Origin of the sequence: Morganella morganii, assembly GCF_019243775.1 — a bacterium.
In the GTDB taxonomy this organism is placed as follows: domain Bacteria; phylum Pseudomonadota; class Gammaproteobacteria; order Enterobacterales; family Enterobacteriaceae; genus Morganella; species Morganella morganii.
On the sequence record NZ_CP069157.1, the window covers coordinates 748670 to 771921 of the forward strand.

General features: G+C 53.0%; 20 protein-coding genes. 13 read left to right on the forward strand and 7 right to left on the reverse strand.

Translation table 11 applies throughout. The features are described from left to right. Positions 1–27: 27 nt before the first annotated feature. Both JL661_RS03435 and sbcD read right to left on the reverse strand, forming a co-directional pair. Positions 28–3714, reverse strand: coding sequence for an AAA family ATPase (locus tag JL661_RS03435; RefSeq protein WP_062771867.1), 3687 nt, complete (start codon positions 3712–3714; stop codon positions 28–30). After that, positions 3711–5003 carry an exonuclease subunit SbcD gene (gene sbcD, locus JL661_RS03440; protein ID WP_024474570.1) on the reverse strand — a complete coding sequence of 431 codons (1293 nt, stop codon included), beginning with the start codon at positions 5001–5003 and terminating at the stop codon, positions 3711–3713. The genes JL661_RS03435 and sbcD overlap by 4 nt, the downstream gene beginning before the upstream one ends. A 279-nt stretch (positions 5004–5282) precedes the next feature. Between sbcD and phoB the strand changes: the two genes are divergently transcribed. From phoB to brnQ, 3 genes are all read left to right on the forward strand, one after another. Beyond that, positions 5283–5972, forward strand: a complete 690-nt coding sequence (gene phoB / locus JL661_RS03445) for a phosphate regulon transcriptional regulator PhoB (RefSeq protein WP_024474571.1) — start codon at positions 5283–5285, stop codon at positions 5970–5972. Between the two features lie 30 nt (positions 5973–6002). Then, positions 6003–7298 carry a phosphate regulon sensor histidine kinase PhoR gene (gene phoR, locus JL661_RS03450; RefSeq protein ID WP_049240347.1) on the forward strand — a complete coding sequence of 432 codons (1296 nt, stop codon included), beginning with the start codon at positions 6003–6005 and terminating at the stop codon, positions 7296–7298. 394 nt (positions 7299–7692) lie between these two features. Next, positions 7693–9024 carry a branched-chain amino acid transport system II carrier protein gene (gene brnQ, locus JL661_RS03455; protein ID WP_015422964.1) on the forward strand — a complete coding sequence of 444 codons (1332 nt, stop codon included), beginning with the start codon at positions 7693–7695 and terminating at the stop codon, positions 9022–9024. A 112-nt stretch (positions 9025–9136) separates the two neighbouring features. On the opposite strand, the gene JL661_RS03460 is transcribed toward brnQ, so the two are convergent. Together JL661_RS03460 and JL661_RS03465 are read right to left on the reverse strand one after the other, a co-directional pair. Next, positions 9137–9739, reverse strand: a complete 603-nt coding sequence (locus tag JL661_RS03460) for a peroxiredoxin C (protein ID WP_004240420.1) — start codon at positions 9737–9739, stop codon at positions 9137–9139. Positions 9740–9943: 204 nt separating this feature from the next. Then, positions 9944–10531, reverse strand: a complete 588-nt coding sequence (locus JL661_RS03465; protein ID WP_062771866.1) for an acyl carrier protein phosphodiesterase — start codon at positions 10529–10531, stop codon at positions 9944–9946. Positions 10532–10641: 110 nt separating this feature from the next. On the opposite strand from JL661_RS03465, the gene queA reads away from it, so the two are divergent. The 10 genes from queA to thiL all read left to right on the forward strand — a co-directional run bounded on the left by queA (position 10642) and on the right by thiL (position 20035). Further along, positions 10642–11718, forward strand: coding sequence for a tRNA preQ1(34) S-adenosylmethionine ribosyltransferase-isomerase QueA (queA, locus tag JL661_RS03470; protein WP_004236420.1), 1077 nt, complete (start codon positions 10642–10644; stop codon positions 11716–11718). 98 nt (positions 11719–11816) lie between these two features. Beyond that, positions 11817–12941 (forward strand): tRNA guanosine(34) transglycosylase Tgt, encoded by a 1125-nt coding sequence (gene tgt, locus JL661_RS03475; protein WP_004240418.1) that lies wholly within the window; start codon positions 11817–11819, stop codon positions 12939–12941. A 101-nt stretch (positions 12942–13042) separates the two neighbouring features. Beyond that, complete coding sequence (gene yajC / locus JL661_RS03480) at positions 13043–13378, forward strand: preprotein translocase subunit YajC (RefSeq protein WP_004236424.1); 336 nt, start codon at positions 13043–13045, stop codon at positions 13376–13378. A 35-nt stretch (positions 13379–13413) separates the two neighbouring features. After that, positions 13414–15261 carry a protein translocase subunit SecD gene (gene secD, locus JL661_RS03485; protein ID WP_004240417.1) on the forward strand — a complete coding sequence of 616 codons (1848 nt, stop codon included), beginning with the start codon at positions 13414–13416 and terminating at the stop codon, positions 15259–15261. A gap of 10 nt (positions 15262–15271) precedes the next feature. After that, entirely contained in the window at positions 15272–16240 is a 969-nt protein-coding gene (secF, locus tag JL661_RS03490; protein ID WP_004240415.1) for a protein translocase subunit SecF, read from the forward strand. Between the two features lie 111 nt (positions 16241–16351). Then, positions 16352–16801, forward strand: a complete 450-nt coding sequence (gene nrdR, locus JL661_RS03495) for a transcriptional regulator NrdR (RefSeq protein ID WP_004236428.1) — start codon at positions 16352–16354, stop codon at positions 16799–16801. Between the two features lie 5 nt (positions 16802–16806). Continuing rightward, positions 16807–17916: a bifunctional diaminohydroxyphosphoribosylaminopyrimidine deaminase/5-amino-6-(5-phosphoribosylamino)uracil reductase RibD gene (gene ribD, locus JL661_RS03500; RefSeq protein WP_036416862.1), complete on the forward strand. Its 1110-nt coding sequence runs from the start codon at positions 16807–16809 to the stop codon at positions 17914–17916. Positions 17917–18037: 121 nt separating this feature from the next. Then, positions 18038–18508 (forward strand): 6,7-dimethyl-8-ribityllumazine synthase, encoded by a 471-nt coding sequence (gene ribH, locus JL661_RS03505; RefSeq protein WP_004236430.1) that lies wholly within the window; start codon positions 18038–18040, stop codon positions 18506–18508. Positions 18509–18534: 26 nt separating this feature from the next. Next, positions 18535–18948 carry a transcription antitermination factor NusB gene (nusB, locus tag JL661_RS03510; RefSeq protein WP_004240412.1) on the forward strand — a complete coding sequence of 138 codons (414 nt, stop codon included), beginning with the start codon at positions 18535–18537 and terminating at the stop codon, positions 18946–18948. A gap of 97 nt (positions 18949–19045) precedes the next feature. Then, the gene (gene thiL, locus JL661_RS03515; protein WP_004240411.1) at positions 19046–20035 is read left to right on the forward strand and encodes a thiamine-phosphate kinase; all 990 of its coding nucleotides are present in this window, start codon (positions 19046–19048) and stop codon (positions 20033–20035) included. 69 nt (positions 20036–20104) lie between these two features. Here the strand turns inward: thiL and dxs are convergent, their stop codons facing one another. From dxs to xseB, 3 genes are read right to left on the reverse strand one after another with little or no spacing between them, the layout of a single operon-like run. Continuing rightward, positions 20105–21973 carry a 1-deoxy-D-xylulose-5-phosphate synthase gene (gene dxs / locus JL661_RS03520; RefSeq protein ID WP_062771864.1) on the reverse strand — a complete coding sequence of 623 codons (1869 nt, stop codon included), beginning with the start codon at positions 21971–21973 and terminating at the stop codon, positions 20105–20107. Positions 21974–22030: 57 nt separating this feature from the next. Continuing rightward, the gene (gene ispA / locus JL661_RS03525) at positions 22031–22954 is read right to left on the reverse strand and encodes a (2E,6E)-farnesyl diphosphate synthase (protein ID WP_004236435.1); all 924 of its coding nucleotides are present in this window, start codon (positions 22952–22954) and stop codon (positions 22031–22033) included. A 34-nt stretch (positions 22955–22988) separates the two neighbouring features. Continuing rightward, complete coding sequence (gene xseB / locus JL661_RS03530; RefSeq protein WP_004236437.1) at positions 22989–23243, reverse strand: exodeoxyribonuclease VII small subunit; 255 nt, start codon at positions 23241–23243, stop codon at positions 22989–22991. Between the last annotated feature and the right edge of the window lie 9 nt (positions 23244–23252).

Sequence of the window (23252 nt, forward strand, 5' to 3'; positions counted from 1 at the left end):
TCATTGTGTGCTGACAGCGTGAAAATATCACGCCGTTGTAACACGATATTCCGGCGATAATTTACTGATCCCGAGTCCGTTCATTTTTCTGACAGAGATCTGCACTGCAATACGTTCTTTCATAGCTTCAATATGGCTGATAACGCCGATGGTTTTCCCGGTGGCATTCAGGTTATCGAGCGCATCCAGCGCGATATCGAGAGTTTCCTGATCCAGCGTGCCGAAGCCTTCATCGAGGAACAGGGATTCAATCTGTGTCTTATGACTGACAAGATCAGATAAGGCCAGTGCGAGCGCCAGACTGACCAGGAACGTTTCCCCGCCGGAGAGGGTTTTGGTATCACGCTGAGTGTCTGCCTGCCAGGTATCGGTGATTTGCAGCTCCAGGCTGTCTGCCGTTTTGCGCTGCAACACATAGCGGCCATGCAGTTTCTCCAGCCGCCGGTTCGCCAGGTGGATCAGATAATCCAGCGTCAGTCCCTGAGCAAAGCGGCTGAATTTGGCACCATCGGCAGAGCCTATCAGCATGTTGAGGCGGCTGCGGTCGGTGACGTCCTGCTGATGCCGGGTGATTTTATCCAGTAAATCGCGCTGCTGTACCCGCAGATTGTCATCCGCCGTCAGCCGCCCGCGCAATTCCCCCTGACGGCTGCTCAGTTCCCGCAGTTGCTGTGCGGCGGCGGTATGTGATTCTGTCAGCTGTTGCCGGGACTGTTCGCGGAACGGCTCCGGTTGGGCGGACAGGTGCTGCTCCAGCGCGGTTCTGGCATCCCCGAGACTGGTGGCGGCTTTCAGTTGTGCCTGGTTAAGCGCTGTTTCCAGCGCCTGTAACTGTTGGTGTTCCTCTTCACTGAGCAGGGCGGCGAGGAAATCAGCCTCACCGGCAAACGGGCTTTCTGCCAGTTGCTGCTGAAAAACCTGCTGATTGTGGTGGTGCTGCTCCTGTGCATCCAGAATCTGCTGTTGCAGCCGCTTTTCTTCCCCCCGGAGCCCTGCGAGGTTTTGTTGCAGGCTGTCGCGCTGCTGTATCAGGGTTTTCAGGCGGTTTTCCGTTTCCTGCTGCTGATAAAGCAGTTTCTGTAATTCCGTGCTGATATTTTTATCACCGAACAGTGCCTGCCGTTGTTCCGTGACGGCGTTGTGCTGTTGTTGCAGTGCAGCCAGTGCGGTGGACTGTTCTGCCAGTTGTGTGGTCAGTTTTGCCTGCTGAGCCTCCAGATTTTGCTGCTGTGCGGTCAGTTCCGCGAGTTGCTGTGCACTTTGCTGTATCTGCTGTTCATTTGCGGCGAACTGATCACTTTCCTGCTGACGCTGCGCCAGCCACTCAGCGGTTTCTGCCGGTGAGGGAATGGTGTAACCAAAGGCGGTCACTGTTTGTGTCAGTGAGGTTTCCAGCGTCTGTTGCTGCTGATAAAGCTGCGTCAGACGGGCGGCCCGTTCCGTCTGCTGCTGTGACAGAAACTGCTGTTCCTGAGTATTGCGCTGTAATGCCTGTGACAGCCGTTCACATTCAGCCTCTTCCGCCTGTAACCGGTTTTGCAGTGTTAATACCTGAGTTTCCAGGGCATGGCGGGCTTCCTGAGCCTGCTGTTGCTGCTGATACAGCCCGTCATAATGCTGAGTGATGTCATTCAGCGATGCCGGGGAATCTGTCAGGGAGTCAAATTCGCCCTCAAGACAGATTTTCTGCCACTGTGCGGTATGGGCCGCGAGGATCTCTCCGGTTTCCTGCAGTGTACTGCTCAGTTTTTCGTGTTGTGTGCGGGTAAACGCTAGCTGAGATTGCTTCGCTGCCAGTGTTTTCTCGGCCTCTCTGGCAGTGTGTGTCAGTGCTTCCAGGCGCTGTGCGGTTTCATCCGGTACTACCTGCTGATAGTCTGTGACCGACGGATGATCGGTACTACCGCACAAAGGACAGGGCTCTCCGGCCTGTAAACGCTGACGCTCCGACTCCAGCCGGACAATGGTTTGCTCCAGCTGATAACGGGCTGTCAGGTCACGCAGATGTGTCTGCTGGTCGGTCAGAACCGGTTCCTGATGTGCAATCCAGTCTGTCAGCGTTTTAATTTCTTCCTGAGAGGCATGCTGTTGTTGCAGAAGATTTTCCCTGTTACGGGTCAGCAGGGTGATTTCCGGTGCCAGAGATGCCAGCTTTTGCAGTAATCCGAGCTTTTCACCGGTCTGTTGCAGTTGTGTGGTTAACTGCGGATCCGGTTTAGTCTGCCGTGCCTGCTGTAATGTGGTCTGTAAGGCGGTCAGTTCTGTTTTCAGCGGCAGAACAGACTGATTGCGGACAGCCAGTTTATCTGTCATTTCTGTGTGTGCTGCGGTCAGTGACTGTTGCTGAACCTCCCCCGCCTGCTGCTGTTCTGTCAGTGCGGAAATCTGAGTCCGGTATTCCTGCCGGGTGTGCAGCTCATGCCGCCACTGAGCAATTGCTGACGGAAGTTGTGCTTTCTGCACATTTTCCTGTCTGAATTGTGTGCTGCGCGCATAACTGTCACGGGTTTGCGCCAGTTGTTGCTGAAGTTGTGCTGACTGGTTTTGCAGTGCCTGTTGTTCCTGCAACTGTGCCTGATATTGCTGTTTCAGTGCATCAGACTGGCTGTTGAGCAACTGCAGCCGGTTATCCAGCGGCCTGATTTCGTTCTCTGCCAGTGTTTCCAGTTGCTGATACTGCTGTTTCAGCCCGGTGAGTAACTGTTGCTGCTCCTCACACTGACTGCTCAGCGGCTGCAGCGAACGGGTGGTGCTCTCTGTTGTTTGTGTGAGCTCCTGCATACGGGTGGTCAGCTGTGCACTTAAAGCAGCACTGTTCTGCACCGCCTCTCTGGCCGGGCGCAGTTTTTCCGCAGGTTTGGCGCGGGCAAGCCGGTCAAGCTGCGGCCGGGCATCCTGTATCTGCTGCATAACAGTGGCATGCTGCTGTTGCCGCTGTTCTGTTTCTGTATTCAGTGTGTCGCGGTGCTGCCACCATTGCAGTGCGGTCTGTAACTGTGTCTGGCGGATAAGCTGAGCCTGCTCGTCTGTCTGCAGTGTGGTCAGTTCAGCCTGGCACACGAGCCGTTCATCATCTGTCATCAGCCGGATAGCGCCGGTCTGCGCTTCCAGCAGAGACAACGCCTGTTGTGCGGCTTTGTAGTCTTCATAAACCTGACGGGAAATCAGCCGGTAAATTTCCGTGCCGGTGAGTTCTTCCAGCAAATCTGCCCGTTCATTATCATCGGCATTCAGAAAGGCAGCAAAATTCCCCTGTGATAACAGCACAGAACGGGTAAAACGGGCAAAATCCAGGCCGGTGATCTCAATAATGCTCTCCCTGACCTGAGTCAGTTTGTCAGAGAGGATTTTTCCGGTGGCGCACTCAGCCAGTTCGGCTTTCGGCGGCTGAAGATTACCGTCGGCTTTATCTCTGGCGCGCCGCTGGCTCCAAAACGCGCGGTATGCTTTTCCTTTGACGGAAAATTCCACTTCGGCCAGACATTCCGCTGTATGGCGGGTCATCACATCATTCTGGGATGCGGATGTTTTTACGCGCGGAGTTTCATGGTAGAGCGCGAGACAGATGGCATCGAGTAACGTGGTTTTTCCGGCGCCGGTCGGGCCGGTGATGGCAAACAGTCCGTTTCCGGCAAAGGGTTCTGCCGTAAAATCAATTTTCCATTCGCCCTGCAGTGAATTGATATTTTTAAACCGTAATGTCAGGATCTTCATTCACTTTTTCCTTTCCGGCTGTCTGTACGGGTATTGTTTTTTCTGCTGATACCGGTACTGGTTTCACTGCTGTCACTCTCTGTCCGGTCACGAATCTGCTCACAAACGCGGCGGAAAAGGGTGGTGAGACGCGGAATATCCTCTTCTTCGGTATCACTGAGTGCCAGACGCCGGGCAAAAACATCGTCCGGAGTCAGCTCATTCAGGGTTTCACGCAGGGCTTCGCTGTTGTCTGCGGTTATCTGCCTGCGCTCACGCCGCAGCAGGATCACTTCTGCGGCCAGCGGCTCTGTCAGTGCCTGAATGCGTTTCTGAATATCCGGCAGGTAATCCCGCCCGGCGATTTCGATGTCCAGCCAGACCGGCTGTGTATGTTCATCACGGGGCGAAAACTGTTCAAGCGCCTGACTGATGGCATCCAGATCGCCTTTCAGGCAGACCATCGGCTGAAAACAGGGAACCGGCACCGTATCAATCGCCGTAATGCTGTTGTTATCCAGTGTGAGCAGAAAAACACTTTTTTCCTGGCCGGATTCATCAAAACTGAGCGGGACGGGGGAACCGCTGTAACGGATGGTGCCGCTGTCACCGATGGACTGTGCGCGGTGAATATGCCCGAGGGCAATGTAGTCCGCAGGCGGAAACGCACCGGCCGGGAAGGCATCCAGTGTGCCGATATAAATATCACGGACAGATTCCGATGTTTTGGCACCCACGGTTGTCAGGTGACCTGTCATAATGATCGGAACTTCCGCGCCCAGTTCACTCCGTTTTGCCACCGCTCTGTCATAAAGAGACTGATAATGTGTCTGTATGGCGGTCAGCAGCGCCAGTTGTTTCTCTGCTTCGGATTGTCCGGCCTGACTTTCCAGAATATCGCGCGGCCGCAGAAACGGCACAGCACAGACAATCGCGCCGGGCTTATTCTGCTTATTATAAAGCACGATCAGATCCCGCGCCGGATCCGGCCGGGCAATCACATCCGCATTCAGGCAGGCCATCAGTTCGCGGGATTCATTCAGTGTGGCAACGGCATCATGATTACCGGCAAGCACAATCAGATGACAGCCGGTCTGTTGCAGTTGTGCAACAAAACGGTTATACAACTCACGGGCGTAACTCGGCGGGGAGGCGGTATCAAACACATCTCCGGCGACAATCAGGGCATCTGCCTGCTGTTCTTTTATCAGGTTTATCAGCCAGTCTGAAAACTGCAGATGTTCCTGTAACCGGTTTTTAGTGTAAAAATATTGTCCGAGATGCCAGTCTGATGTGTGAATGATTTTCATATATACGGTTATTCCTGCCGGGCGAACTGAATGCGCATTGCGTTAGGCGGTTTACTGAAAACAGAGTATAACGGAAATCAGGCGGTAAAAATAAATATTGGATGAATATCCAGTATATTACGATCTGACACGCATTTTGTGTGTAGTATGTCAGTTTAATGACATTATCTTTGCGGTGCAGGCTGAGGTATCGGCTGATATTCATAAATCTGTCACAAAAGTGACGCATAATCGCGGCACTGTCTGATGAAATGAAATTAACGGTAAACAGGGAACGCCATGGCAAGACGAATTTTAGTCGTTGAAGATGAAGCACCTATCCGTGAAATGGTCTGTTTTGTACTGGAGCAGAATGGCTATCAGCCTATCGAGGCCGATGATTATGATGCGGCCATTGCCCGGCTGGTGGAGCCTTTCCCTGATCTTGTCCTGCTGGACTGGATGATCCCGGGCGGTTCCGGTATTCAGGTTATCAAACATATGAAACGGGACAGTCAGCTGCGGGAAATTCCGGTGATGATGCTGACGGCGCGCGGTGAAGAGGAAGACCGTGTCAAAGGTCTGGAAACCGGCGCGGATGATTATCTGACCAAACCCTTCTCACCGAAAGAGTTAGTGGCCCGTGTTAAAGCGATTCTGCGGCGCATCTCCCCGATGGTGGCAGATGATCTTATCGCCATGAACGGCCTGACACTCGACCCGGCATCCCACCGCGTAACCAGTAATGAGAATCCGCTGGAAATGGGGCCGACCGAATTCAAACTGCTGCACTTCTTTATGACTCATCCGGAGCGGGTTTACAGCCGTGAACAGCTGCTCAACTATGTCTGGGGCGAGAACGTCTATGTTGAGGACCGTACGGTGGATGTGCATATCCGCCGCCTGCGCAAAGCGCTGGAAGCGGACGGACACGATAAAATGATACAGACAGTCCGGGGAACGGGTTACCGCTTCTCTGTCCGTTACTGATAATAATGTTAAACCGCAAGAGGATCGCGCGTGCTTGAGCGTCTTTCGTGGAAAAAAATTGTACTGGAATTACTGGTTTTCTGCCTGCCGGCACTCTTTTTGTCACTTTTTTTCGGCTATACCGGCTGGTTTCTTGCCGGTGCCCTGTTTGCCGCTGCTGTCTGGCACAGCTATAACTTACTGAAACTGTCTGACTGGCTGTGGCTGGACCGCAGTATGCTGCCGCCGCCGGGCCGCAGCAGCTGGGAGCCGATTTTTTACGGTATCTACCAGCTTCAGCAGCGTAACCGCAAGCGCCGCCGCGAACTCGCCACCCTGATCAAACGCTTTCGCAGCGGGGCAGAATCCCTGCCGGATGCGGTGGTGATGATGACAGAAGACGGCAATATTTTCTGGTGTAACAAACATGCCCAGCACCTTCTTGGTTTTCGCTGGCCGGATGATAACGGGCAGCATATCTTTAACCTTCTGCGTTACCCGGATTTCAGCCGTTATCTGACCGCAGGCGATTATACCCTGCCGCTGACGCTGGAACTGAATAACGGCAGCATGATGGAATTGCGCATCATGCCGTATTCAGAAGGGCAATTACTGATGGTTGCCCGCGATGTGACGGAAAAGCGCCGTCTTGAAAACTCGCGGCGTGATTTCTTTGCCAATGTCAGTCATGAACTGCGCACGCCGCTGACGGTTTTGCAGGGCTATCTGGAAATGCTCGCGGATCAGGATTTTGATAATCCGATGAATAAAAAAGCGATTCTGACCATGCAGGAGCAGACCCGCCGTATGGACGGCATGGTTAAACAGCTTTTGCAGCTCTCAAAAATTGAAGTGGCTGTTAAAAGCGGGCTGGATCAGGTCGTGGATGTGCCGGGGATGCTGATAATGCTTCAGCAGGAAGCCGTGACGCTCAGCCGGGGCAACCATGACATCCGCTTTGCGGTGGATGACAAACTGAAGATTTTCGGGGATGAGGAAGAACTGCGCAGCGCCATGTCGAACCTGGTGTATAACGCAGTGAATCACACGCCGGAAAACACCCTGATTGAGGTCAGCTGGGCGCTGCGTAACGGTAACGCGGTGTTCAGTGTGAAAGATAACGGTCCGGGCATTCCGGCGGAACATCTGTCCCGCCTGACGGAGCGTTTTTACCGTGTGGATAAATCCCGCTCGCGGCAGACCGGCGGCTCCGGTCTGGGGCTGGCGATAGTGAAACACGCTTTACAGCATCACCACACCCATCTGGATATTACCAGCAAACCCGGGCAGGGAACGGAGTTCAGTTTTACCATTCCTGCGCGGCTTATCGCTAAATCTTCTCATTAAAGCGGCTTTTGCCGCTTTCTTTATTTAATCGCTGCTAATTTCAGCAGATTTAAAATGCCTGATTAAAATATAAACAAATCATATAGTGTTTATTGAAGCTTACATAACAGCAATCGCTGCTTTGGAAATAGACTTCGGTATATAGTTCTGGTTTTTGCTTTGACTATTGCCTTTCTGCGCTATAAAAGTTTTACTTGTAGTGAGTTATTGGCAAATATCACTGTTTTTTAAATATAATCACTATAGTTATTAACTTAATATGAATAACGTAGTGCTAACAGATTGTTAAAACAGCAGGAGATAGCGTCGGTGACAGATCAGGGAGTTGGATTTTTATTTCCGATATTTTTATTGAATATTTCACATTAAATTAACAGTAACAGACAAAAATAATATGGCGCATCGTTTAACTTCACGAGATATTTTAGCCTTAGGTTTTATGACCTTCGCGCTGTTTGTCGGGGCGGGAAATATTATATTTCCCCCAATGGTCGGCCTTCAGGCCGGCGAAATGGTCTGGACGGCGGCAGCCGGGTTCCTGATCACCGGCGTTGGTTTACCGGTTCTGACCGTGATCGCACTGGCAAAAGTCGGCGGCGGTATTGAGGCACTCAGTACACCAGTCGGTAAATACGCCGGGCTGCTGCTGGCTGTTGTGGCCTATCTGTCCGTCGGGCCGCTGTTTGCCACGCCGCGTACAGCCACCGTTTCTTATAAAATCGGGATTGCGCCGCTGGTTGGCGGGGAATCTGATATTTCTCTGCTGATTTACAGCGTGATCTACTTTGCCTGTGTGATCGGTATTTCCCTGTATCCGGGGAAATTGCTGGACAGCGTCGGCCATGTGCTGGCACCGGTTAAAATGCTGGCTCTGGCTATCCTCGGGGTGGCTGCGGTAATGTGGCCGGCCGGTGATGCTATTATGGCAACGCCGGAGTATAAAGAAATGGCATTCTCCAACGGGTTTATTAATGGTTATCTGACCATGGATACCCTTGGTGCAATGGTCTTCGGGATTGTCATTGTTAATGCCGCCCGTTCGCGCGGAGTGGAAAACTCCTCACTGCTGACCCGCTATACCATGTGGGCCGGGCTGATTGCCGGTGTGCTGCTGACACTGGTTTATCTGGCACTGTTCAAATTAGGGGAAAACAGCGGGTCGATTATCCCGAACCCTGCCGATGGTGCGGAAATTCTGCATGAGTATGTCCAGTATACTTTCGGTAACTACGGCAGCTTCTTCCTGGCGGTACTGATTTTTGTGGCCTGTATGGTAACGGCGATCGGCCTGACCTGCGCCTGTGCGGAATTCTTCAGCCGTTATCTGCCGATTTCTTACCGTACTCTGGTGTGGATCCTCGGTGCGTTCTCCATGGTGATCTCCAACCTGGGGCTGAGCAAGTTGATTGCATTCTCCATTCCGGTGCTGGTATCCATTTATCCGCCGTGTATTGTGCTGATCCTGCTGAGTTTCACACTGCGTTTCTGGAAAAAACCGGGACGGGTGGTTGCGCCGGCAATGCTGGTCAGCCTGATCCTCGGGACGATGGGTGCTCTGAAAGCCACTAAAATGTTCGGCCCTTATATGCCGTCATGGATTGAGTCGCTGCCGTTCTTTAAATATGACCTGGCGTGGCTTGCGCCGTCACTGGCGGTGCTGGTGGTTTCCATTGTGGTTGATCGCCTGATGGGCGCTGAGCCGGAAGTGAATCACAAACACGCCTGATAGTCCGGATTATAAAAATACCCTGTCATGTGCGGGTATTTTTTTTGCCCGTTATTCAGGCACAAAAAAACCAGCCCGCAGGCTGGTTTTTGTATCTCTTAACTGCCGGAACTTACAGTTTGCCGGAGTTCTTTTTCAGGAAGTCAGCAACGCCTTTCGGAGATGCATTCATACCTTCCTGACCTTTTTCCCACTGTGCAGGGCACACATCACCGTGCTCTTCGTGGAATTGCAGTGCGTCAACCATACGCAGCATTTCGTCTACGTTACGGCCCAGCGGCAGGTCGTTGACGACCTGATGACGGACAACACCGTTTTTGTCCACCAGGAAAGAACCGCGCAGAGCAACACCGGCTTCCGGAAACTCAACACCGTAAGCCCGCATGATGTCATGTTTGATATCCGCAATCATCGGATACTGAACCGGACCGATACCGCCATCGTCGATAGCAGTATTACGCCATGCGTTATGAACAAACTCTGAGTCCATAGACACACCAATCACTTCCACACCGCGTTTTTTGAATTCTTCATAGCGGTGATCGAATGCGATCAGCTCAGAAGGGCAGACGAAAGTGAAGTCCATCGGCCAGAAGAAGATAACAGCCGGACGGCCGTTCAGGTGTTTTTTCAGATTGAAGTTATCAACAATTTCACCGTTACCCATAACGGCTGCAGCTGTAAAATCGGGGGCTTGACGGGTTACCAGAACCATAATTTACTCCTGTAAGATTATATAGAGTATGGCAATAAACAACAGACAGAATAAAGAATCCGGGGATGGTATTAAAGATCATAATACCGATTAATATAATAGGTTTTACCTATCAATAGTTCATTATTCTATCTGCTACCCGAATAAGATAGAGTTATTTGAGTAAAGTTCAAGTGCTAATTGTGTGAATGAACGTAAAAACCGTTACTGACCTGTAAACGGCTTTGTCACACTGTCCATCATCTGCGGATAGAAGCGGAAGAATATCTTTTCAAGAGACTGATAATTATCGGTAAAATCCTGATTTGTCTCCCTGAGCGCGGCAAGTTTCGGACGTCGTTTTGCCATCCCCGCCAACACCTGTCCGATATAGGGGATCTCCTGATAACGGATTAACCAGCGCTGCGGCCACATAAACTCATTCAGCTCCTGAAATTTCACCGGCGTGAACGCCAGTTGCGGTTCAATCACTGCGCGGACGTGTTGTGTGAAATCGGTCAGCGACGTTTTCGGTTCAAACTGAGACCAGTGCAGGGAAAGAAAATGATCCCAGACCACATCCAGCGTGATCGGCGCGTAGCGGCGGTATTCCGGGCGGAACAGCTGACGGGCTTCCCGCACCAGCGGGTGTGAATCGGTCAGGGTATCAATACGCCGGTGCAGCCGGATCCCCGCCGCGACCGGTGCGCTGTACTGTTCTTCCGGTGTGCCGCGGACAAAATCGGCCATCAGATTGCCGAGAAAACTGCTGTTTGCCAGTGAGGCAAGGTGGAGATGTGCGAGAAAATTCATAATACCGCAGCCTTTTATTCCGCCGTCGGCGGGTTATTTCTTGCGCCCTGCTTACCGGGGCACTAGACTATTGCGCCTGTTTTTCTTTTTGAGATGAAACCGAGAATCTCATGCGTGTTGCCGATTTTACTTTTGAACTGCCGGACGAACTGATTGCCCGCTACCCGCAGGCGGAGCGGAGCAAGTGTCGTCTGTTATCGCTTGATGGTATCAGTGGTGAACTGAACCACGGTATCTTCACCGAAGTGCTGAATAAACTCAATCCCGGTGATCTGCTGGTATTTAATGATACCCGCGTGATCCCCGCCAGAATGTTCGGCCGCAAAGCCTCCGGCGGAAAGATTGAAGTGCTGGTGGAGCGGATGCTGGATGAGCACCGTGTACTGGCGCATGTCCGCGCATCGAAAGCACCGAAAGAGGGTGCGGAGCTGCTGCTGGGCGAAGATGAGAGCGTGAAAGCCACCATGGTGGCGCGTCACGATGCGCTGTTTGAAATCCGTTTTGATGATGAGCGCGATGTGCTGACCATTCTGAATCAGATTGGTCATATGCCGCTACCGCCTTATATTGACCGCCCTGATGAAGAGTCGGATCGCGAGTTATACCAGACCGTGTATAATGACCGCCCCGGCGCGGTGGCCGCACCGACTGCCGGGCTGCACTTTGATGAGCCGCTGCTGGCGGCACTGCGCGAAAAAGGCGTGGAAATGGCCTTTGTCACCCTGCATGTCGGGGCGGGTACTTTCCAGCCGGTGCGTGTGGATAACATCGAAGATCACATCATGCACTCCGAATATGCGGAAGTGCCGCAGAATGTGGTTGATGCCGTGCTGGCGTGTAAAGCGCGGGGTAATAAAGTGATTGCGGTCGGCACAACATCCGTGCGCTCCCTGGAAAGTGCGGCGAAAGCGGCACAGGATGCACTGATAGCGCCATTCTTTGATGATACCCAAATCTTTATTTATCCGGGATATGAGTATCAGGTGGTGGATGCGCTGATCACCAATTTCCATCTGCCGGAATCCACGCTGATTATGCTGGTTTCCGCCTTTGCCGGTTATCAGCACACCATGCAGGCGTATGAAGCGGCGGTGCGTGAACGTTACCGTTTCTTCAGCTACGGGGATGCGATGTTTATTACCCGCAACCCGCAGGCGAAATTTGAAAAAGTTGGTCACGACGACTGATATACTACAGAATTATTGATCCGGCAGATTTCAGCGACTGCTGACTGACTGCCGCTAATTAAACATCATCAGACTGTTTTTCTGATGCCGGAGGTTTTGTGAAATATGAACTGCAGACGACAGACGGCCGTGCGCGCCGTGGTCGCTTAATTTTTGATCGTGGCGTTGTTGAAACCCCTGCATTTATGCCGGTGGGGACTTATGGCACAGTGAAAGGGATGACACCGGAAGAAGTGAAAGAGACCGGTGCGCAAATCTTATTAGGCAACACGTTCCATCTGTGGCTGCGTCCCGGCCAGGAAATTATGAAACTGCACGGCGATCTGCATGACTTTATGCAGTGGAAAGGCCCGATTCTGACTGACTCCGGCGGTTTCCAGGTGTTCAGCCTGGGCGCAATGCGCAAAATCAAAGAAGAAGGTGTCCATTTCCGTAACCCGATCAACGGTGAAAAAATCTTCTTAAGTCCTGAAAAATCGATGGAAATTCAGTACGATCTCGGGTCTGATATCGTGATGATTTTTGACGAGTGCACACCGTATCCGGCGGACTGGGACTACGCGAAGAAATCCATGGAAATGTCTCTGCGCTGGGCTAAACGCAGCCGTGACCGTTTCGATGAGCTGGGTAACCCGAATGCGCTGTTCGGTATCATCCAGGGCAGTGTTTACGAAGATTTACGCGATGTGTCTGTGAAAGGACTGGTGGAAATCGGATTTGATGGGTACGCTGTGGGCGGTCTGGCTGTCGGCGAGCCGAAAGAAGATATGCACCGGATTCTCGAGCATGTCTGTCCGCAGATCCCGGAAGATAAACCGCGCTATTTAATGGGCGTGGGTAAACCGGAAGATCTGGTGGAAGGTGTGCGCCGCGGTATTGATATGTTCGACTGCGTGATGCCGACCCGTAATGCCCGTAACGGTCATCTGTTTGTGACGGACGGCGTGGTAAAAATCCGTAATGCGAAGTATAAATCAGATACATCGCCGCTGGATGCGGAATGTGACTGCTATACCTGCCGCAATTATACGCGTGCTTACCTGCATCATTTGGATCGCTGTAATGAAATCCTTGGCGCGCGCTTAAATACCATTCATAATCTGCGCTACTATCAGCGTCTGATGGCGGGTATCCGGCAGGCAATTGAAGAAGGCCGTCTGGAAGCATTTGCCGCTGAATTTTATCAGCGGATCGGGAAACCCGTTCCGCCGTTAAGTGAGTGATTTCCCCGAAACGGGATCACCCGGTGGTGTATAACATAGGCGATACACCACCGGCAGGTTTATCTGCCTGATAATTATGTGAATAACAAGAGGATAGTTTGATGAGTTTTTTCATTTCTGACGCAGTAGCATCAACCGGTGCAGCCGCTTCTCAGGGCAGCCCGATGTCTCTGATTGTTATGCTGGTCGTTTTCGTGCTGATTTTCTACTTCATGATCCTGCGCCCGCAACAGAAACGTGCTAAATCACACAAGCAATTAATGGACTCCATCACCAAAGGTGATGAAGTGTTAACTACCGGTGGTCTGATCGGTCGTGTGGCTAAAGTGTCTGACACCGGCTACATCGTTCTGGAACTGAACGAAACAACTGAAGTAACCATCAAACGTGATTTCGTCGCAGCAGTTTTACCGAAAGGTACACTGAAGGCGCTGTAATCTTCCTGTAGTATGATTTTCCCGAAGGGACTGCCGTGTTAAACCGTTATCCTTTGTGGAAGTATCTGATGCTGATCGCTGCGATCCTCATCGGTTTGCTTTATGCGCTTCCAAACCTGTATGGAGAGGATCCGGCTGTTCAAATCACTGGCGCGCGGGGAACCGCCGCCAATGAACAGACCCTGGATCAGGTCCGGACCATTTTAGAAAAAGATCAGATCGCGAGTAAGTCGGTCGCACTGGAAAACGGTGTGATACTTGCCCGTTTCTCAAATCCTGATATCCAGTTACGTGCCCGTGAAGAGCTGGTGAAAGGCTTAGGTGAGCAATATGTTGTTGCCCTGAACCTTGCCCCGGCGACACCGAAATGGCTGACCGCCGTGGGTGGCGAGCCGATGAAACTGGGTCTCGACCTGCGTGGTGGTGTTCACTTCCTGATGGAAGTGGATATGGAAACCGCGCTGGGTAAACTGCAGGAGCAGAACCTCGACGGTATCCGCTCGCTGCTGCGTGAAAACAGCATTCCGTTTGCGTCTGTCCGCAAATCAGCGGATTACGGCGTGGAAGTCCGCTTCCGTGATGATGCATCACGTTCCGAAGCCAGCTCGCTGTTATCTAAACGCCTGCGCGATTTAGTCTTCAAAGACGGTACAGATAACACGCTGACCGCCGTAATGAGCGACCAGCGCTTAAGTGAAGCGCGCAGCTATGCTGTCATGCAGAACATCACTATCCTGCGTAACCGTGTTAACCAGCTCGGTGTTGCCGAGCCGCTGGTACAGCGTCAGGGTGCGGACCGCATCGTGGTGGAATTACCGGGTATTCAGGACACCGCACGGGCGAAAGAAATCCTCGGGGCAACTGCCACCCTGGAATTCCGTCTGGTCAACGGTGCTGTTGACCCTGCCGCTATCGAAGCAGGCCGTATCCCGGGTGACACTGAAGTGAAATACACCCGTGACGGACGCAAAGTCGCCCTGTACAAGCGTGTGATTCTGACCGGTGACCACATTACTGACTCCACTTCACAGAGTGATGAGTACGGTCAGCCGCAGGTCAGCATCTCGCTCGACAGCGCCGGTGGTAACACCATGTCCGATTTCACCAAGGATAACCTGTATAAGCCGATGGCGACCCTGTTTGTCGAATATAAAGACAGCGGGCGTAAAGATGCCGCAGGCCGCTCAATCCTTGAGAAAAACGAAGAAGTTATCAACATTGCCAATATTCAGTCCCGTTTAGGATCAAACTTCCGTATCACCGGGATTGATAATGCCAATGAAGCACGTCAGTTATCACTGCTGCTGCGTGCCGGTGCCCTGATTGCACCAATCCAGATTGTGGAAGAGCGGACCATCGGGCCGACTCTGGGTCTGCAGAATATCGAGCAGGGCCTGGAAGCGTGTCTGTGGGGGCTGATGGCCTCAATTCTGTTCATGGTGATCTACTACCGTAAATTCGGTCTGATCGCGAGCAGCGCGTTACTGGCGAACCTTATCCTGATTGTCGGGGTGATGTCGCTGTTACCGGGCGCTACGCTGACCATGCCGGGGATTGCGGGGATCGTGCTGACCCTTGCGGTTGCGGTTGATGCGAACGTTCTGATAAACGAACGTATCAAAGAGGAACTGCGCAACGGGCGTTCTGTCCAGCAGGCAATCCATGAAGGGTACAAAGGCGCCTTCTCAAGTATTATCGACGCAAACTTAACCACACTGATTACTGCTGTCATTCTTTACGCGGTCGGTACCGGTTCGATTAAAGGGTTTGCGATTACGACAGCCATTGGTGTGGCAACCTCCATGTTTACAGCGATTATCGGTACACGTGCCATCGTGAACCTGCTGTATGGCGGTAAACGTATTAATAAGCTGTCTATTTAAGGAGCACGTTGTGGCACAGGATTATACTGTTGAACAATTAAACCACGGCCGCAGAGTCTATGACTTTATGCGCTGGGACAACGTGGCATTTACCATCTCGGCACTGCTGCTGATTGCCTCTGTGGCAATCATCGGCGTGAAAGGGTTTAACTGGGGTCTGGACTTTACCGGCGGTACCGTCATTGAAGTTAACTTCAGCCAGCCGGCAGATCTGGATAAAATCCGTGATACCGTTGCGCAGGCAGGGTTTAAAGATCCGCTGATCCAGAACTTCGGCAGCAGCCGTGACATCATGGTACGTCTGCCGCCGGCAGAAGGTACTGCGGGTCAGGAACTGGGTAAAACCGTTATCAATGTGATCAATAAAAACATTGATGAGAGTGCGGTGGTCAAACGTATCGAGTTCGTCGGCCCGAGTGTGGGTGCGGAACTGGCTCAGACCGGCGCAATGGCGCTGATCGCGGCATTAATCTGTATCCTGATCTATGTGGCGATGCGGTTTGAATGGCGTCTGGCGTTAGGTGCGGTTATCGCGCTGGCGCACGACGTTATCATCACCCTCGGCGTACTGTCGCTGTTCCATATTGAGATTGACCTGACCATTGTGGCATCCCTGATGTCGGTTATCGGTTACTCACTGAACGACAGCATCGTGGTATCTGACCGTATCCGTGAGAACTTCCGCAAAATCCGCCGTGGTACCTCGTATGAGATCATGAACGTTTCCCTGACTCAGACGTTAAGCCGTACCATTATGACATCGGCAACCACCCTGTTAGTGGTTCTGATGCTCTATATCTTCGGTGGTGCAATGCTGAAAGGCTTCTCGCTGGTCATGCTGATTGGTGTGTCTATCGGTACGATTTCCTCAATCTACGTGGCGTCTGCGCTGGCCCTGAAACTGGGTATGAAGCGTGAGCACCTGATTGTGCAGAAAGTGGAAAAAGAAGGCGCGGACCAGGAATCTATCCTGCCGTAATTTCTGCCGCGAAAAAACATAAAACACCCTGCATGTGCATGCATGCAGGGTGTTTTTTATGTATAAACAGGGTAAACTACCGCAACAGTTCATTGACCCGCAGGATAATTTATGCATTGCCCGTTTTGCTCCGCCGTTGATACCAAAGTCATCGACTCACGCCTGGTGGGTGATGGTTCTCAGGTCCGCCGCCGCCGTCAGTGCCTGGAATGCCACGAACGTTTTACCACGTTTGAGGTCGCCGAGCTGGTGATGCCGCGTGTGGTCAAAAGTGATGACAGCCGAGAACCGTTTGACGAAGAAAAACTGCGCCGCGGTATGCAGAAGGCGCTGGAAAAACGCCCCGTCAGCTCTGACGATATCGAAACCTCCCTCAGTCACATCAAATCGCAGTTACGGGCTACCGGCGAACGGGAAGTCTCTGCTAAGTTTGTCGGCGAACTGGTGATGAGCGAGCTGAAAAAGCTGGATAAAGTCGCGTATATCCGCTTTGCGTCGGTTTACCGCAGTTTTGAGGATATCCGTGAATTCGGCGAGGAAATTGCCCGCCTGCAGGACTGAACATGATGCATTCTGATGAATTTTATATGGCCCGCGCCCTTGAACTGGCGGCGCTGGGTCGTTTTACCACAGCGCCGAACCCGAATGTCGGCTGTGTGATTGTCCGTGACGGCGAAATCGTTGGTGAAGGTTACCATCAGCGTGCCGGTGAACCGCATGCGGAAGTGCATGCGCTGCGTATGGCCGGTGATAAAGCACGCGGTGCCACCGCGTATGTCACACTGGAGCCGTGCAGTCATCACGGCCGTACACCGCCGTGTGCCGAAGCGCTGATAAATGCCGGCGTCAGCCGGGTGGTGGCCGCTATGCAGGATCCGAATCCGCAGGTGGCCGGGCGCGGTCTGTTTAAACTGCGCGAAGCGGGTATTGAAGTCAGTCACGGCGTACTGATGCAGGAAGCGGAAGCCCTGAATAAGGGCTTCTTTAAGCGGATGCGTACCGGTTTCCCGTATATTCAGCTGAAAATGGCTGCGTCGATCGACGGCAAAACCGCATTAGCCAACGGCGAAAGCCAGTGGATCACCTCAAAAGCCGCGCGGCAGGATGTGCAGCAGTTCCGTGCACAGGCCGGGGCGATTTTATCCACCAGTGCCACGGTTCTGGCAGATGATCCGGGCCTGACTGTCCGCCATGCGGATTTCCCGGCATCGCTGCAGCAGAGCTATCCGGAGACGGATATCCGTCAGCCGGTGCGGATTATCACAGACAGCCGTCAGCGGGTGACCGCTCAGCACCGCGTCACACAATTGCCGGGCAGTTGCTGGCTGGCGCGGACCGCTTCTCAGCCGGATAACTGGCAGGGCAACGTTGAGGAAATGATCCTGCCGGAGAACGGCTGTGGTGTTGATTTGGTTCTGCTGATGATGCAGCTCGGCAAACGCAATATTAATCATATCTGGACAGAGTGCGGCTCACATATGGCGGGCGCACTGCTGAAAGCCGGACTGGCGGATGAAATCGTGCTTTATCTGGCACCGAAGATTCTGGGCAGTGATGCGCAGGATCTCTTTACACTGCCGCCGCTTGCGCATCTGCGTGATGCGCCGCAGTTGCGGATCGACGACTGCACGATGGTCGGGCCGGATCTCCGCCTGCGGCTGACCCCGGTTTATTAACCTCTGAATTTACGCCGGAATTTAATTTTTATTCCGGAGTTTGAAAAACACAGGCGCGGCGACGGAAAGAATGTGATAAAATCCGCGCCCCGCAGTATGAAACTCGTAAGAAGGAAAGGCTATGAACGTCATTAAAGGTGTTGTCAGTGCGCCGGGTGCGCGTATCGCCATCGCAATTGCCCGCTTTAACAACTTCATCAACGACAGCCTGTTAGACGGTGCGGTTGATGCGCTTGAGCGTATTGGCCAGGTCTCCTCTGAGAACATTACAACGGTCTGGGTGCCGGGTGCTTATGAACTGCCTCTGGCAGTGAAAACACTGGCTGATACCGGAAAATATGACGCTATTATTGCACTGGGTACTGTTATCCGCGGCGGCACCGCACATTTTGAATATGTGTCCGGTGAATGCAGCTCCGGGTTATCTGCCGTTGCGATGAACAGCTCGATTCCGGTTACTTTCGGGGTGCTGACCACCGAAAATATTGAACAGGCCATTGAACGTGCGGGAACCAAAGCCGGTAACAAAGGGGCGGAAGCCGCGATGACCGCGCTGGAAATGATTAATGTAATTAAAGCCATCAAAGGCTGAATCCGGATTTTAGTAAGGGGATATGTGTGAAACCTGCAGCTCGTCGTCGTGCTCGTGAATGTGCCGTTCAGGCGCTTTATTCGTGGCAGTTATCCGGCAATAATATTGCGGATGTTGAATCAGAATTTCTGTCAGAGCAGGATGTCAAAGACGTTGATGTCGCCTATTTTCGTGAGCTGTTCTTCGGTGCGGCAACGAATGCGGTGCGCCTTGATGCACTGATGGCTCCGTACCTCTCCCGCCAGCTGGAGGAGTTAGGTCAGGTGGAAAAAGCGGTTCTGCGTCTGGCGATGTATGAATTAAGCTACCGTGAGGATGTCCCTTACAAAGTGGTTATCAACGAAGCGATTGAACTGGCAAAAGTGTTCGGCGCGGAAGAGAGCCACAAATTTGTCAATGGCGTGCTTGATAAAGCCGCGCCAAATGCCCGCAGAAAGTAATCATCTGATACTTTTATGCACGGACATAAATGACATGATATAAAAGAGGCCGGTTTAACCGGCCTTTTGTCTTTATCTGATTGCGGAATTTCTGATTATGGCTTGTGGTGAATTTGATCTCATCCGGCGTTTTTTTGACCGGCAGCACTATTACCGCCGGGACGTTGAACTGGGTATCGGGGATGATTGCGCTCTGATGACCGTAGCGGAAAAACAGCAGGTTGCTGTCAGCACGGATACCCTGGTGTCCGGTATTCATTTTCTGCCTTCCGTTTCTGCCCGTGATCTGGCGTGGAAATCCCTTGCTGTGAATTTAAGTGATCTGGCCGCTATCGGCGCGGATCCGGCCTGGGTTTCCCTGGCGCTGACACTGCCGTCCATTGATGAAGCGTGGCTGGGTGAGTTCAGCGACAGCTTCTTTGAGCAACTGAATTATTACGGTATGCAGTTAATCGGCGGCGATACCACACGCGGCCCGATGAGCCTGACATTGACGGTTCATGGTCTGGTCCCGGCCGGGCGGGCGATGAAACGCGCCGGTGCCCGTAACGGCGACTGGATCTATGTCACCGGCACACTGGGTGACAGTGCCGCCGGACTGGCGATTTTACTGGGTGAGCTGCAGCCCGAAGACCCGGCACACAAAGAATATCTGCTGAAACGCCATCTGCGTCCGCAGCCGCGTATCCTGCAGGGACAGGCGCTGCGCGATCTCGCATCCTCTGCGATAGATATCTCTGACGGGCTGATTTCCGATCTCGGCCATATCCTGAAAGCCAGCCGCTGCGGTGCCAGGATTGAACTGGATAACTTACCGATGTCTGAGGCACTGAAAGCCTGTTCATCACCGGAGCAGGCTCTCGCCCGTGCACTGGCGGGCGGTGAGGATTATGAACTGTGCTTTACCGTTCCGGAAATCAATCGTGGCGCACTGGAAATGGCACTGGCACACACCGGCGCACCTTTCTGCTGTATCGGGCAGATGAAACCGGAGAGTGACGGCATCCGCTATTTCAGTAAAGGTGAGGAAGTAAAACCGGCCCTGAGCGGGTTTGACCACTTTGCGGTGAAAGCGGCTGCGGAGTAAGCGGCAAAGACATTATTGATGACATAAAAAACCCTGCATCAGCAGGGTTTTTTGTGTCCGGAAGGATAATCAGGCTTTTGCCAGATACGCTTCGATCGACTTCTGAATATGCTCTGCATCCAGGCCCATATCGCTGCGGATCTCTTCCTGGTCGCCCTGCGGCACATAGCTGTCCGGCAGGCCGATATTGAGCACGGGCACCGGCTTGCGCTGCGCCATCAGGAATTCATTCACACTGCTGCCAGCACCGCCCATAACGGCGTTTTCCTCGACAGTCACCAGTGTGTCATGGCTCGCTGCCATCTCCAGGATCAGGGCTTCATCCAGCGGTTTGACAAAACGCATATCCACCACGGTGGCATTCAGGTTTTCTGCCGCTTTCAGGACTTCTTCCAGCAGGGTACCGAAGACCAGAATTGCGGTTTTCTCCCCTTCACGGCGCACAACACCTTTACCGATCTCAATCTGAGTCAGTGGCTGGAGTGTGGCACCACAGCCGCCGCCGCGCGGATAACGCACCGCAACCGGGCCTTTGCCGTAGTGATAACCGGTGTGCAGCATCTGGCGGCACTCGTTTTCATCACTCGGGGTCATGATCACCATGTTCGGCAGGATGCGCAGGAAGGAGAGATCAAACGCGCCCTGGTGTGTCGGACCGTCGTTGCCGACAATCCCGGCGCGGTCGATAGCAAACAGGACCGGCAGTTTCTGGATCGCGACATCGTGGATCACCTGATCGTAGGCGCGCTGCAGGAAGCTGGAGTAAATCGCAACAACCGGCTTGTAACCACCGATAGCCAGTCCGGCGGCAAAGGTGACGGAGTGCTGTTCAGCAATCGCGACATCAAAATACTGATCCGGGAAGGATTTGGAGAAGCGTACCATACCGGAACCTTCGCGCATGGCAGGGGTGATCGCCATCAGTTTCGGGTCGTGCTCTGCTTCTTCACACAGCCAGTCACCGAAGATTTTTGAGAAGGTCGGTTTGGACGATTTACTTTTCGGCAGTGTGCCGGTTGACGGATCAAACTGCGGTACGGCGTGCCAGCTGATCGGATCTTTTTCAGCCGGTTCATAACCGCGCCCTTTTTTCGTCATAATATGCAGGAACTGAGGACCTTTCAGGTCACGCATATTTTTCAGGGTCTGGATCAGTGCCAGTACATCGTGTCCGTCTACCGGCCCGATGTAATTGAAGCCCAGCTCTTCAAAGAAGGTGCTCGGCACCACCATGCCTTTGATGTGTTCTTCGGTTTTCTTCAGCAGATCCTTGATAGGAGGCAGGCCGGAGAACACTTTCTTTCCGCCTTCACGCAGTGTGGTGTAGAGCTTGCCGGAAAGCAGCTGCGCCAGGTGGTTGTTGAGGGCACCGACGTTTTCGGAGATGGACATCTCGTTGTCGTTGAGGATCACCAGCATGTCGGATTTGATATCCCCGCCGTGGTTCATTGCCTCAAAGGCCATACCGGCGGTGATCGCGCCGTCGCCGATCACACAGACGGTTTTGCGGTTGCGTCCCTCACGGGCAGCGGCAACCGCCATCCCGACACCGGCACTGATGGAGGTGGAGGAGTGACCAACACTCAGAACATCATATTCACTCTCTTCACGCCACGGGAAAGCATGCAGCCCGTTTTTATGGCGGATGGTGTCAATGCGGTCACGGCGCCCGGTCAGGATCTTGTGCGGATAGGCCTGGTGGCCGACATCCCAGATCAGGTTATCAAACGGAGTCTGATAGACATAATGGAGTGCCACGGTCAGTTCAATCGTGCCGAGACCGGAGGCAAAATGCCCGCTGGAACGGCTGACGCTGTTTAACAGATATTGCCGCAGTTCATCGCAGAGTTTCGGTAAACTCTCTTTCGGTAACAGACGCAAATCATCAGGCGTCTCAACGAGTGCCAAAGTCGGATATTTAGCGATATCAATACTCATGTAATGCTCACTAATTCTTATTAAAGTTTCTGAAAATACCGGAACGTGCCGGACGGATTAGCTGTTACGTTCAATCACAAAATTAGCAAGTTCACGCAGGGTTGCTGTGTTGTAATGATGTTCTTCAAGCTGTGAAAGCGCAGCCAGTGATTCCTGATAAAGCGCCTGTGCTTTATCCTGAGCCGCTTTCAGCCCGAGCAGTGACGGATATGTGCTCTTCCCGTGAGCGGCGTCGCTGCCCTGGCTTTTTCCGATCACATCCGTATGACCGATAACATCCAGAATGTCATCCTGAACCTGAAACGCCAGGCCGATAGCCTGTGCGTAAGTGTCGAGAGCCGGTAATACGGCATAGCCTGCTTCACCGGCACTCATCGCGCCCATACGGACGGAAGCACGGATTAAAGCACCGGTCTTATGGTTATGTATTTGTTCCAGCGCATGAATACCGATGTTTTTTCCTTCCGCTGCCAGATCAAGTGCCTGGCCGCCGCACATTCCGCCAAGACCGGCGGCATCCGCCAGTTCGGCGATCATCGCCAGACGGTCCTGCGGGCGGACATCCGGCATCGGCCGGGCGGCGAGAATTGCAAATGCCTGGGTTTGCAGGGCATCCCCCGCCAGAATAGCATTCGCTTCACCAAAGGCGACGTGGCAGGTTGGTTTGCCGCGGCGCAGTGTGTCGTCATCCATGGCCGGTAAATCGTCATGGATCAGGGAATAGGCGTGAATGCACTCAATGGCTGCTGCCGGGGCATCCAGGTTTTCAGCCGTCACACCAAACATTTCACCGGTGGCGTACACCAGGAACGGGCGCAGACGTTTTCCGCCGAGCAGGGCGCCGTAATGCATGGCTTTACCCATGTCGGTGGCGGCGAACGGCAGTGTGGTCAGGATCTCATCAAGAACGTGATCAACACGCTCTCTGGCCTGTGTCAGTTGGTTGCGGAATGTTTCGGGAGTTTGTTCTGGCATGGTCATTCTCGTTCACACAGGAACCGCCGGATCCGGGCGGTCAGTCGTTTTCAGGTGTAAAATCGCTCAGCGGGGCGTTTTCATCATCATTCAGCAGGATCTGAACCCGCTGTTCGGCTGCCATCAGGGTTTTCTGGCTGGTGCGGGTCAGTGCGATACCGCGTTCAAACTCGGCCAGGGCTTCTTCCAGCGGCAGGTTACCCGCTTCCAGACGGGTGACGATCCCTTCAAGGGCATCGAGTGATGCTTCAAAGCTCAGTGCATCGGTTTTCGTTGCGGATGTTTTTTTGGTCATGGTCTGTTT